This is a genomic window from Endozoicomonas sp., assembly GCF_965196975.1.
GTDB lineage: Bacteria > Pseudomonadota > Gammaproteobacteria > Pseudomonadales > Endozoicomonadaceae > Endozoicomonas.
The window spans coordinates 3,814,219-3,826,636 of the sequence record NZ_OZ239981.1 but is presented as its reverse complement, the minus strand read 5'-3'; the positions used below and the strand labels follow the sequence as shown (position 1 = coordinate 3,826,636).

Below are 12,418 nucleotides of genomic sequence, written 5' to 3'. Positions count from 1 at the left end.
TTTCAGTCAAAGGTAAAACTGTCAAAACCTGCCATTGGATCAAAACCTTCCCTTAGCATCATTTGTCGTTCACGAAGATCCATCAGCAGCGTTACCAGCGTCCCACCGTTACCGGTCAACTCATGGTAGCTGTAAGGGCGCAGAATCGGGTAAGGCTTCTCATTTTCGTTGAGTAGTTGCTGCATAGCGTTCAGGTCTAATTTGGCCGTTTGCTGAGTCGCCTCCCTCAATTTTTCCAGCCGGGTTTCTGTACAGTGGCGAGTTGAAGTAGGCTGAGCCTGACCAGGTTGAAGGTAGTGATTGGTATGGAGGTAAACTGGCTGTTCTGTTGATAGAAACCAGGGTTGATCCGGTGCCAGTTCTACGGCAATGATTGTCTTTTTATCGGCGACTAAGACATGGCTGGCCTTTCCGGCACCATGGCTTTTGATCAGCGCTCTGGCCTCCTGTAAGGATTGGCATTCAAGCAGTGCCCTGAGCAGGAAATGCACCGGCAGACCGGTTAATTTCTGATTGGCGGGCAGAATATTCAGACAGACACCAAGTCCGCTAGAATTCATTCCAATCTTGGCCAGCATTCCCGGTTCGGTCATGGTCAATAACCGATGACCCGATTCCAGTTCAATATCTGCCAGGGCTAATTGACCTTCCAGAGCCTGAGCCCAGTCCCAGTTTTGTCCCAGCAGGCCCTCCTGAGGAAAGGCAATGGAGGAGCATTCGGTGGGAGCGGGGGATGACATGAGTTCACTGCGGCCGTTGATGCAGTAAATCCAGAATGGCTCAACACCCGACGCTTCGGCTATGGCATCCATTTCAATCTGGTATTCAGGCTTGAATGCCATCAGCCGTTGCATCAGCAGGTCCACATGGCTCTGCAGCATTGTTCTGTCGGTTAGAAAGCGGGAGCGATAATAGTCCAGTACGGTATGGATCTCTTCACGCATCAGCTCACCATGAAGGTGTCCACGTTCTCTGGCTGATCCGGTTAGCTGCAGCTTTTTCATTGTTGGTCACCCTGCACGTTGTCACTGCCTAGGAGGCTGTCCGGGAATAGCGCCCGTCTGGGCGACCCCGTAGCGAGGCTGCAGGAAATTGAGCCTGAAAATTTACGGGTTTTCAGTCCAATTTGCTGCTGCCGCATTAGGGCAGTCTATTCCCCGGACAGCCTCCTATTATTGCCTCTCTTCCAATGACGTTGACAAGAGCTGGAATCAATTTTCTTCAACAATCGGCAACCGCTCCCAGAATCAGGCCCAGTTGATGATAGTTCACCAGTGCCTGCTCAGCGTATGGCTTAACCTGAACTCGCTCGGCCGTTGTCAGGTGTTGCAGTGTCTGGTTGATCAGCAGCTCCCGGTTCAGTGGCTGATCAAGGGTGGAGGCTGTTTGAAACAGCTGCCAGGCCAATGCATCCACAGTAAGAAACCGGGTTTCATTTTCCTGACGGTAAATAAGCAGCAGGGTTGGTTGTTCTGGAGCGGTCTGTGGCTGAAAGTCACGGCTGATTTTATGGACCGGGTATTGATAGGCCACGGCTACGGCATTGACTGACCATATCAGCTCGTTTTCACAGTCTGAAAAAACAGCGATTGCCTCGGCTGGCGGTTCGTCCTGTTCATTGCCCAGCAAATGGGTTTCCAGCCATTCATAGTGAGCTAGCTCCTGAAGGAATGGTGGCAGAGTGTGCGATTGATCAGACATTGAACCGGTATTAAGCCAGGCCAGGAACTCCCCGGAGATATCAATAAAATAGGGAGAGCTGGCATGGTGCTCAACCATAAAGCGATCCACCAGATGATTGAACTGTGCTTCCGTCAATAGCTTTGTCAGCACCGGAAAGCCCTGGCTGACAAAGTTGACGATATTGTTTCGTATCAGCCGGAGATAAACGGCAAAGCGCTCCGGCTTTATCTGATCAAACGGATTATCAGTCTGATGACGTATAGCCTCAGTGAACTGCTGTTGCACTACCTGAAAATCATCCACAGGCATACTCCTTCTGCTGATTCATCACAGACTGCTGAATTCGGTGTATTGAATCAAGCTCTGCAACCAGCTCATCTAATGGCGGAATGTTAAAGTCCCGCTCCAGCAGCGTTGGGAAAACACCATGGTATTCATACGCTTTACCCAGCAGCTGCCAGACATCATCGCGAACCGGCGCTCCATGACTGTCGATAATAAGATCTGGCTGCTCAACATAATGACCGGCAATATGCCCATAGCTGATACGCTCGGAGGGTAACTGCCGTAAAAACGCATCCGCGTCATAACCATGATTGATGCTGTTCACAAAAATATTGTTGATATCCAGCAGCAACTCACAGTCCGCCAGCTCCAGCACGGTGTTGATAAACTCAATTTCCGGCATCTGCTGCCCGGGAGCGCAATAATAGGAGACGTTCTCTACCGCAATGGGTTCACCCAGAACGTCCTGGGTCTGCTTAATGCGGTCTGCAACGTAGCGGGCAGCGGCTTCCGTAAACGGGATTGGCATCAGGTCATAGAGGTGTCCCTGGTCAGAGCAGTAACTCAGGTGCTCGGTATAACGAACCACCTGATGCTCCTGAAGAAAACGTTTAATCGCTTTCAACAGATCCATATCCAGTGGGGCAGGACCTCCCAGTGACAGAGAAAGCCCATGGCAGACCAGTGGTGTCTTTTCCAGAATCTGTGCCAGTAGCTGACGCCTCTGTTTTGGGGCTTTAATCCAGTTTTCCGGGGCTACCTCCAGAAACTGAACGGTGGATGGCACCTCGCTGGCCATGCTCTGGAGGTGCTCCCGGCGCAGGCCAAGGCCTGCACCGCAGAGTGAATGAAGAGGCTTCATTAGGCGGCTCCACACTTGCCTTCGCCGCATTTGCCTTCTTCATCCTTGCTGGCTGATTCGCCGCACTTACCCTCACCACACTTGCCTTCATCCGCTTTGACGGCAGTGTCACCACCGCATTTGCCCTCACCACATTTACCGTCGTCCGCTTTTACCGGTGCTGATGAGGCTCCGCATTTGCCTTCACCACAGCGTCCTTCATCCACTCGCTTCTCGGCCAGTACAATGCCTTCATAGCCATGGTTCAGTGAGGTGATGGAACCGGTCATGTCGGCGCTGACGGTGACAGACGCTGCGGAAACCAGGGTGGCAGCAAGCAGATTGGTCAGTTTGTTGGTTTTTGTTGTCATGGTGACTCTCCTGTCGTTTTTACCGACCGCAAATTGCGGACTTATCAATACAACGAGGGAGTCGATGAGATGTTACAGGTCAGTTGAAAAAAATTAGAAAATAATTTCAGGCCGGAGGTTCCGGCCTGAAGAGAGGCTTAGAGAAGGCCAAATCGGAACACTGTTTTTTCCTGATAGGTGTCACCTGGGTTCAGCTGAGTCGATGGAAAAGTAGGCCTGTTTGGAGAGTCCGGAAAATGCTGCGTCTCCAGGCAGAAACCGGCCCGCATACCGTATTGGCTGCCACCACGCGCTGGCTCGCCTTCCAGATAGTTACCGGTATAGAACTGCACACCTGGTTGAGTGGTCAGTACCTCAAGAGTTCGGCCACTTTCTGGTTCTTCTACCCGGGCGACAGGGTTCAAAGGGTGGCCATCGTTTCTCTCCGTCCAGATAACCCAGTTATGATCGTACCCTCTGGCCTGTTTCAGCTGAATAAAGTCGTCTCGAATATCACGACCTATCGGCTTCATGGTGGTGAAGTCCATTGGTGTGTTAATGACCGACGCAATCTCACCATAAGGAATGGAAGTTTCATCCGTTGGGGTGAACTGAGTGCAGTGAAGTTGCAGCTGGTGGTTCAGGCAGTCTTCACTGTCACTGAGATTAAAATAGGCATGGTTGGTCAGGTTAACCACGGTGGGAGCATCGGTTGTTGCCTGATACTCAATACCCAGTTCATTCTCGTTATTCAGGGTATAGATGACCTTCACATTGAGTTTGCCAGGGTAACCCTCTTCACCATCTTTTGACTCGTAATAAAGGGACAGTGTGCAGAGGCCATCTGTCGTGTGAGACTCTGCACGCCATAGATGGTGGTCAAACCCTACTTTACCGCCATGCAGGTGATTTGGGGCATTGTTGCAGGCCAGCTGAAACTGTTCACCATTCAGTTCAAACTCTCCCCTGGCAATGCGGTTGGCGTAGCGGCCAACAATGGCGCCAAAATAAGCACCGGACCGCTCGTAATCGGCAACCGAATCGCAGCCCAGGGTCACTTCGCCCATATTGCCGGCTTTATCCGGAACGCGAATGCTCTGGATAATACCCCCCATGGTCAGAATGGTGACTTCCATCCCTTTCTGGTTACAGAGCCGGAAGGCATAAACCGGTTCACCGGAGCGAGTGGCTCCAAACACTTCCTGAAACATTTTCATAAATACGCCATTGCTCTGGAAAACAAATCTCCAACCTTCGCCGAAAGTGGAGTGAGGCTTCGTACGTAAAGAAAAATTTACGTACGAAGCGGTATCACCAAAGATAGCTATAGTATCCAGAGCTTGTATATCAATTCACTGTCAGGCGTCATGGCAGTGGTGATTCATCGTGTAGTGTCCAACCAGCGTGCAGTGAACGTCAGGAAGGTCGGCGTCCTTAAATACGGGTTGCGAAGTAACAGGGTATGACGTTACCAGATATGAAGAAAAAAAGATCACTTGAAGACAGTGAGCGGGAACTTCGGCTGGACCTGGCCGCTTGCTATCGCTTAATTGCCCACTTCGGTTGGGACGATCTGATCTATACCCACATAACCTGCAGACTAATGCAGGACACTTCTCATTTCCTGATCAACCCGTTTGGCATGATGTTTGATGAAATCACCGCGTCCAGTCTGGTTAAAATTGATATGGATGGGAATAAAGTTGAGTATTCCGAGTGGCCTGTGAATCCTGCAGGCTTTGTTATCCACAGTGCCATACATCAGGGAAGGGAAGATATCCGCTGTGTTCTCCATGCTCATACGGTAGCGACCGTTGCAGTCTCATCTCTGGCTTGTGGGCTGTTGCCGCTGAGTCAGCATGCCATGCTCTTGTTTCAGCGTATTGGCTATCACGATTATGAAGGAATATCGGTTAACGAGGGCGAACGTCAACGCCTTCAGGACGATATGGGACTGAATAATGTCATGTTCCTGCGAAATCATGGTGTGCTGGTTGCTGGAGCCACGGTTGCTGAGGCTTTTCAGACGTTCTACTTTTTACAGAGGGCTTGTGAAATCCAGGTAAGAGTGATGGGGTGTGTTTCTGAAACAGTGACCATCAAACCAGAAGTCCAAATGGCCGTAATCGAACAATACTGGCAGGCAAACCTGGGAAAAGGGGCACAGCTGGCCTGGCCAGGGTTGCTGCGCAAACTGGATCGTATTGACCCGACCTGGCGTGAATAAAACCGGATATGGCAACAGATTATGCGCCAGCCATTGCGACATCGGGCTCCGTGCTCTATAACTATTAGATCTGGGGGCGATTCGGATTCGACGACGGTATCGATCCCTGAGGTGCATGCCGAGGACGTAGTGGTTCTCGTTAATCAAAACACTACAAACCTATTAGTTGCCAAAACGACAACTATCGACGTAGATGCTCTGCCAGTTGTAGCTAACAGCGAATTCGCTGCTGCTGCCGCTGCCTAAAGAGCCCTGTCGTAGCTAACTACTACGAATCTACCAGTCTGTCCGGCTCGTCTGCTGGCTGGTTTTTCAGACTGTCATCGCAAGCAGGCTCGCCACGTTCAGCAGGTCTCTGGCTGACGGGTTAAAACTTGTGGGAATCGCATCGCAGAACCCCGACCACTGGGTCGCTGTGGTGTTAAATTAAAGGTGGATCTAAGCATGTAGAGCCGAAGGCTGAGAACTGGCGGACGCGGGTTCAAATCCCGCCGCCTCCACCAATTTTTTGTTAAAAATCAAGGTGTTGCGAAAAACCATAGTACAAACTGTCCAGTAAATACCGCGTTTTTCGGGTAGAAATGACAGCTTTTTTGACAGCATTTTTGAGTAAAATCCAGCAGAAGCCTGTATAGACGGTGACGTTTATACAGGCTTTTGTACATGAGTTGGAAAAATTAGTTTGAAGGGCTTTGAATAGACTGCTTTTTGGTAGATTTTTCAGGCGTTTTTTCAGCTGAGCTGGCGTACAAACTGATGGCTTTGCCACCACTGTCCGGATTGGCATCCGGCATCCATTTTCCATACCTTCGGGCGATCATCGTCCAGTCTGCATGTCCCATTTGCTGCGATACCCACATGGGATGTTCACCGGAAGAGAGCATCATTGAAGCGTATGTGTGCCGCGTCTGGTATGGGTTCCGATAGGTGACGCCTGCTTTTTTCAGGGCGTGAATCCAGAGTGTTTTCCGTATTGGCTGATCACCTTCCCAGGGCAGGTTGGTTCTTGGATTGTGGAAGATGTATTCATTGGCCAGGTAGGTCCAGCTTTTCTGTTCCAGTAATGCCTCACGGGCAGGATCAAGCATTTTGACATCGCGACGGCCTTTGTAGGTTTTGGTGGTTTCGTCCTTTTTAGCGGCCTGGGTTCGGGCTCGGCGTACCCGGATTAATCCATTTTTGAAATCGATATCGGTCCATTTTAACGCCACCAGTTCCGATGTCCGCAGGCCAGACCAGAAGGCAAACCGGATCAGGTTTCTGCCCTGGCCGGTAAGCACTGCCAAAATATCGGCCTGCTCCTGTTTTGAGAATGGATCGATGTGATCTTCCGAGGGTTCTTCTTTTCGAGTGTAAGTCCAACCCTGCAATGGGTTGTTTTCAATCATTTCATCTTCAACCGCTTCCGTCAGGGCTGTGCGTAACGGGCTGAGAATGTTGCCGATCCGTTTGTTGCTGCACGTCTGTGTTCTTCCCCACTCCTTGATGTGTTTTCGTTTCAGGTCGCTCAGCTTCAGGTGACCAAAGGCAGGTATCAGGGTGTTGTTGACGATCTTTTTATAGTCGTTGTAGGTACTGGCGCTGATCCCCTCTTGTTTGTGATGCAGCCACTGGCTCAGGTACTGTTTTATGGCGTAAGCATCGCCGGGTTGTGTCGCCAGCTCACGGGCATTGTTTGAGTTCGGGAAGGTGACCGCGTAGTTGAATGTCCCTTTTTCAATGGCATCAATGATGGCGGCCCGGTGTCGTTCCGCCCGTTTCAGATTAGCGGGGGTGGGCTTAAGCTTGAGCCTTTCACGGCAACGCTGTCCCTGATAGGTAAAACTGATTTCGACGGTGCTCTTGCTGACGACTCTAACGCCTGTCCCTTCTCTACCCATTCTTCGTAACCTTTTATACTGATGACGATGCGACCGTTGGGGAGTTGGATGTATTCACGCCCCGGCACCCATTTCAGTTCGTTTCTGCCGCTGATCCGTTCGTAAACCCAGCTTTTTGACCAGCCGGTGATTTCACAAAACTTCGTAATCCGTATGTAATTGATCACTGGGTTTCCCTCCCAACGGGCGTGGTTGATTCAGTGCAATCGTTCACCATCAATGGCGTGGCGACATGAGGTGTTTTCACCGTGCAGCGTCATGGCCAGCTGGATGACGTAGGCCGCCACCAGATAGTTCTGCACGTCGCGGTCTTCACTGTCGGCATCCTCGGGCAGTGTCAGGCAGACCAGTGCATGAATCGTGGCCTGAATCAGGCAGCTGGAGCAGGCCTGACTGTTTTGTGGGGACTTCAGAAATGCCAGTGCCTGTTCCGCTTTTTCCCGGCGCTGGTCGAAGTGCTTGCTTGCCTGGTGGATGTCGCCCTGCTCAATCAGCAGGGCTATCTCGCGGCTCAGTTGCAAGTGGTCCAGGGTGAATTTGTTCATGGCAGCTCCCGGCCTCAGAAAGGTATCGAATCATCAAAGTCGTCATAACCGCCCGCTGTCTGGGCAGGCTGCGATGGCTGCCCTGTGGGGGCGTTCGGGTATGAGCTCTGCTGCGGCTGTTGAGACTGGGGCGGCGATGCCGGGTTCTGTTGCTGCGGTTGCTGCGGATAGTGCTGGGCAGGCTGGTCGTTCAACTTGTCCAGAATCTGCATCTGTCCGTTAAAACCATTGATGATGATTTCGGTAATGTAGCGATCCTGTCCGTTGTTGTCCTGCCATTTCCGGGTCTGGAGCTTGCCCTCGATGTAGAGCTTGCTGCCTTTGCGCACCAACTGCTGGGCAATCTCTGCCAGTTTGCCGAAGACAACAATGCGGTGCCATTCGGTTCGTTCCTGCTGTTGACCCTGCTGGTCTTTCCACTTTTCCGAGGTAGCGAGGCTGATATTCGCTATGGCATCACCTCCGGGGGTGTATCGAACGACGGGGTCCTGTCCGACATTACCCACAAGAATGACTTTATTGACGCCTCTGGCCATGGTGGTATCTCCTGATGTTGTTATTGGTTAGCCGGTACCCGGGTATTAATCACGAACGTACCGGCATGGGTTATCCACAGGTTGGAGTCTTTTGCTGGGGGGCGGTTCCCCTACAACGTTTTAACCGTCCATGTGATGGACTCTCCGCCTCGAAAGGGTTCCAGGTCTTTGGCTGAGGCTTCTGGCAGCATCGCTTTAAACGCGGCTTTCCATTTAATGGAGCCCTCTTTGTGGGTGGGATAGAGTTGCAGTTTTTCGCCTTTGGTTTTCAGCCCGCCGGTCAGGTTGATCAGGGTTTCTCTGGCTTTTTCCAGCTCGGCCTCAGCGGTTTTCTTCTGGCTCATGGCCTGAAGGTATTCCTGTTCGGCATGGCGGAACGTGGCGTCGTTGCGGTTAACGGCCTCCTGATAAGGGGACTGGGTCTTCCCCGATGCCAGCTCACGCTGGTATTGCTCAAGGTCCGCCTGGAATTGCTGCCAGCCAGAGATCAGGGCGGCACGCCGATCCTCCTGTGATTCGTAGTAGACCGTGCGGAAGTTGTCCGCCGTACCGTCGGAGCAGACCAACAGGGCTCGTTCGGCTTGTTCAGCCACCAATAACTGGTGTTCCAGCTGCCAGTAGTAAACCGGCTCCAGTCCTTCCCCCTCAATTTGGGCAATCAGCTTGTTGTTCCAGAGCTTGTGTTCGAAGACCAGGGTTTTATCCAGATTCAGTCCATCAAAACTGGCCAGCAGGGGCAGTCCGTGCACCGTGCGAATGCCGGTAACCGGAAACAGCTCCTGTCCTTCACGACGTTCAACCAGGGGGCGGGCTTTGGCTTCAGCCGCATGCCCCTGATCAAATTTCTTCTGCTGATATGGGGTGACGACGGGACGGTAGCCGGTGGCTTTCTGATAAAGCAGCTCAATCCGTTTGGTATAGGGGCTGTCGCCCATCATGGCCGGTGCTTCACTGGCGGTGAAATGTCCCAGCCGGAAAGCCAGCCATTCAGTCGAACCCTGTTGTATATCGATCAGTTGCATTTAATGACCCTTTCTATGGATGGATTGCAGGTGTTTGACCTGTTGGGGCGTAGCGGGAGCCTTGCTGTTCATGCTGATGATGATGTCCTGCACGGTGTTTCGGCCGGACTCGATTCGCGCAGTCCAGTCCGGCAGGTTCAGTTGGAAGTCTCCATCGGGATAGGCTGATGGTTTGTCCTCTTCTTCCGTTTTGATATCCGGGGAGAAGCCATCCACGTCCTCATCGGTGCAGGCCACGCCGAGGATGCCCACCAGGGCAATACGACGCAGATAGGTGACGGCCGATGACATTTGCTGGATCGGGTTTTTCTTGCCACTGCTGTCCATCGGGCCGGAAACGGTATTGCTGATGGAGTGGCCGGATACGTGACCCAGATGGCAGGTAATCGAGATCACGGTAACCGTCACTGGTCGTGTTTCCGTGATGCCGGGTTGCAGTTCGACCTCCTTCTGTTTCTGCACCTCTTGCTGCGACTGTTCAAACCAGTAACTGAGCCCCACCTTATGCAGCACCGGCTGGACCGCCTGCACCACGTCATCCATGGAGGCATAGCGATAGGACATCGTGCCGCCTTTACTGGTGGTGAAGCTGGCCATTTTGCTCTTTTTGACCACCGGCAGTTCTTTTTGAAAGGCGGCAAAGGCGTGGTTGAACTGCTGCCTTGCCAGGCCTTCCTGACCCTGTTCGTAGAGTGTCATCACCCGTTCCAGGGTTTCTATATCCGAGCCTTTTTCCAGTGCCCTGTTAAGCAGCTGGCCTATTTCGGTGAAGGTCGTGGCATCCGGCGTCACCAACGGTTCGGCTTCACGGGTGATCATCGTCTGTTCTTTCTTTTTAGCAGGCACGTTGTCGCTCCTTATCGTGATTGATCCGCTGCTGCAGAGCCGACAGTCGGTCTTCGAGGTCACGGATCAGGTTGTTGTAATCGGTGAGTGTGCAGTTCATTGCCCGCTCTTCACGCCATGGGGTCACTTCTCCCTGGATCAGTTCTTTCAGGCTGTCAGGGTGGGTGCGAATACTCAGTACTTCAGTCAGACGACGGATCAGATTGTTCATGTGGGTCAGGTTGTAGGAGAAGCCATTGAACTCCAGCCATTCAGTGACCCCGTCTTCGATACAGCTCTCCAGTGGGCTGTCTTCACACTGTTGGTTAACCACGGCAGTAGCCTCGCTTGCTGGCATAGTTGATAATGTCCCAAGCGGAGAGCCGGGCGTGTTCGTCGTTGCAGTCGTGAGCCAGTTGTTTAACAGCCAGCCAGCGATACCCCTGCATGGGGTGGTACTCTTCCAGGGTGAGAAACTTCAGGAAGTCGATCAGGTGTATGACACCTAAGCCGCTGATGGCGATGGGTTGCTGCTGTTCAAGCCGTTGCTGAAAGTCGGACTCGATGTGCTCAAGTCGGGATTCGATGGTGTCTTCGAGGGCTTGCTGGGCATCAATGGCGTTGAGATGCCGATTGAGGTCGCGGGAAACGACGTCCATGAAGGCTCCTTTTTATTGTTAATAGGTAGATAACAAAAGTTATATATAAAATTAGACAGACTAACAAATGTTAGTTTCATGTTATTTTTTAATTGCATTTAATTTAACGATTGTATTTATCTATTATTGTTTGAATGTCATACAGGAATTGCAGGGCAGATAGGTAGAGACCGGTGAGCCAAAGATCAGCCAGTCAGGGTTTGGATGTACCATTCTTGAATTCACAAAAACGAGAGTTGATCTTCACAAATATGAAAAAGTTGGTTTTGATAGTCCAGTACGGCTGGGGAAGGTGAAGCGGGATGGGTAGCTTTTGAAAAAAGAATATTGGGACATGAATACCATGGTTATAGTATCGGAAGGCTTAATTATTACCCATCAAATCCCATTTTTTGTTTTTTTGCTTCAAATGAATTTTTAGCATCTTGATAGTCTTTACCGATAATAAGGTCACTTGTTAGTTTTAAATCATCATAAGATACTTCTGGCTTGCTATTTTGAGTTTCTGTGGCACTGAATAGAATGTCTTTTAACTTTCCTACTTTCGTTGCGTCTGTTACCCCCTTTGTATGAAGATAAATGTTTATTTGATTGAGTAATTCTTCGGACGTCTTGAGCTGCTTTCTTAGTAGTAGGTTCTCCTGTTGCAGTTTATCTCTATCAACCTTGGCTCTATATTCATTATCCCTAATGACTATAATCTCTCCAGGTTTGCTCACTGAATAGATTTCATAGCTTGATGTTCTGACATGTCCCTTTGTAGTTTTTTCAGCATGCCAACCCTCATGGTCACCAGCAACAGTAAGAATCGCAGGTCGAGTGTTAAGCTCCTGGTGCTTGTGAATGAACTGTGCGACAGCCTGATATCTGTCTTGATCAAGTGTGTTTAAAGAGCTGTAATTAGAGTTCATTAATTCATCCCAGTCATCGTCATAATCCGGTGTGCTGGGGTATTGTGCAAATAAATTAGGATGATCGTCCTTGAGCTTTTTCGCTGCATACTCATTCAGCAATCCGCCGCCATTACTGTAACCAGTAGCCATCAAAAAGCAGGGTGTCTTATCGGATTCATGAAATTCTGAATGAGGCACCTCTGGAAAATTTAACATTAACTTCCCAATGGGTGTAGTCTCAGCTTTTTCAATTTTCCTTTTTGTAATCGATACATCAGAAGAGCTTTTGGGGTCAATGTCATGGAGTTTAGAATTATCATCATTCCCTAATAGCGTTCGGTTGTCAGACTGGTCATTAGCAGCGGTGATGTTTTGAGTCGGATTGTTTGAAATATTCAAAATTCTTACATAAATGTTTTGTAGGAGTCACTAAGACAGTTTATTTTAGTAATTAGTTTCATACTTTGATCTGCGAAGAAATAGTTATGATGAATAGCGATAAAACGCTCGGTTTGCCCCAATTTTTATGCTGATTTGAGGCGAATAGTGGTTCTATTCAACGAAAAGCAGTATAAAAAATGGCCAAATCCGGCTTTTTCGCAGTAGGTCAATGTTAAGTCCGACAGGCTCCTAGAAGCAGTAGTGCAGCTTTTAATATTAAAAGGCGTTCAG

At 50.3% G+C, this 12,418-nt stretch carries 14 protein-coding genes and 1 other RNA gene; 2 read left to right on the top strand and 13 right to left on the bottom strand.

Translation table 11 applies throughout. The features are described 5' to 3' along the window. Window positions 1-2 precede the first annotated feature (2 nt). The 5 genes from ACOCLE_RS17260 to ACOCLE_RS17240 form a co-directional block, all read right to left on the bottom strand. Entirely contained in the window at window positions 3-1,004 is a 1,002-nt protein-coding gene (locus tag ACOCLE_RS17260) for a C45 family autoproteolytic acyltransferase/hydolase (protein WP_419533502.1), read from the bottom strand. A gap of 217 nt (window positions 1,005-1,221) precedes the next feature. Further along, window positions 1,222-1,986 (bottom strand): DNA-binding domain-containing protein, encoded by a 765-nt coding sequence (locus ACOCLE_RS17255; protein WP_419533501.1) that lies wholly within the window; start codon window positions 1,984-1,986, stop codon window positions 1,222-1,224. Next, window positions 1,979-2,830 carry a DUF692 domain-containing protein gene (locus ACOCLE_RS17250; protein WP_419533500.1) on the bottom strand — a complete coding sequence of 284 codons (852 nt, stop codon included), beginning with the start codon at window positions 2,828-2,830 and terminating at the stop codon, window positions 1,979-1,981. The genes ACOCLE_RS17255 and ACOCLE_RS17250 overlap by 8 nt, the downstream gene beginning before the upstream one ends. After that, entirely contained in the window at window positions 2,830-3,180 is a 351-nt protein-coding gene (locus tag ACOCLE_RS17245; protein ID WP_419533499.1) for a hypothetical protein, read from the bottom strand. Before ACOCLE_RS17245 ends, ACOCLE_RS17250 begins: the two co-directional genes overlap by 1 nt. 137 nt (window positions 3,181-3,317) lie before the next feature. Continuing rightward, complete coding sequence (locus tag ACOCLE_RS17240; protein ID WP_419533498.1) at window positions 3,318-4,376, bottom strand: aldose epimerase family protein; 1,059 nt, start codon at window positions 4,374-4,376, stop codon at window positions 3,318-3,320. Window positions 4,377-4,636: 260 nt separating this feature from the next. Here ACOCLE_RS17240 and ACOCLE_RS17235 point away from each other — a divergent pair, with 260 nt between their 5' ends. After that, a complete protein-coding gene (locus tag ACOCLE_RS17235; RefSeq protein WP_419533497.1) occupies window positions 4,637-5,386 on the top strand; it encodes a class II aldolase/adducin family protein in 750 nt (249 codons plus the stop codon). Window positions 5,387-5,458: 72 nt separating this feature from the next. Continuing rightward, window positions 5,459-5,889: a transfer-messenger RNA gene (gene ssrA, locus ACOCLE_RS17230) on the top strand. Window positions 5,890-6,063: 174 nt separating this feature from the next. Here ssrA and ACOCLE_RS17225 read toward each other — a convergent pair. From ACOCLE_RS17225 to ACOCLE_RS17190, 8 genes are all read right to left on the bottom strand, one after another. Further along, window positions 6,064-7,266, bottom strand: a complete 1,203-nt coding sequence (locus ACOCLE_RS17225) for an Arm DNA-binding domain-containing protein (protein ID WP_419533496.1) — start codon at window positions 7,264-7,266, stop codon at window positions 6,064-6,066. A gap of 197 nt (window positions 7,267-7,463) precedes the next feature. After that, window positions 7,464-7,811 (bottom strand): hypothetical protein, encoded by a 348-nt coding sequence (locus ACOCLE_RS17220; RefSeq protein WP_419533495.1) that lies wholly within the window; start codon window positions 7,809-7,811, stop codon window positions 7,464-7,466. Window positions 7,812-7,825: 14 nt separating this feature from the next. After that, a complete protein-coding gene (ssb, locus tag ACOCLE_RS17215) occupies window positions 7,826-8,347 on the bottom strand; it encodes a single-stranded DNA-binding protein (RefSeq protein WP_419533494.1) in 522 nt (173 codons plus the stop codon). Between the two features lie 110 nt (window positions 8,348-8,457). Then, window positions 8,458-9,369 (bottom strand): YqaJ viral recombinase family protein, encoded by a 912-nt coding sequence (locus ACOCLE_RS17210; protein WP_066017759.1) that lies wholly within the window; start codon window positions 9,367-9,369, stop codon window positions 8,458-8,460. After that, the gene (locus tag ACOCLE_RS17205; protein WP_419533493.1) at window positions 9,370-10,215 is read right to left on the bottom strand and encodes an ERF family protein; all 846 of its coding nucleotides are present in this window, start codon (window positions 10,213-10,215) and stop codon (window positions 9,370-9,372) included. Next, entirely contained in the window at window positions 10,205-10,552 is a 348-nt protein-coding gene (locus ACOCLE_RS17200) for a hypothetical protein (RefSeq protein ID WP_419533492.1), read from the bottom strand. The genes ACOCLE_RS17205 and ACOCLE_RS17200 overlap by 11 nt, the downstream gene beginning before the upstream one ends. After that, window positions 10,521-10,853, bottom strand: a complete 333-nt coding sequence (locus ACOCLE_RS17195) for a hypothetical protein (RefSeq protein WP_419533491.1) — start codon at window positions 10,851-10,853, stop codon at window positions 10,521-10,523. The genes ACOCLE_RS17200 and ACOCLE_RS17195 overlap by 32 nt, the downstream gene beginning before the upstream one ends. A gap of 371 nt (window positions 10,854-11,224) precedes the next feature. Further along, entirely contained in the window at window positions 11,225-12,145 is a 921-nt protein-coding gene (locus tag ACOCLE_RS17190; protein WP_419533490.1) for a hypothetical protein, read from the bottom strand. Window positions 12,146-12,418 lie beyond the last annotated feature (273 nt).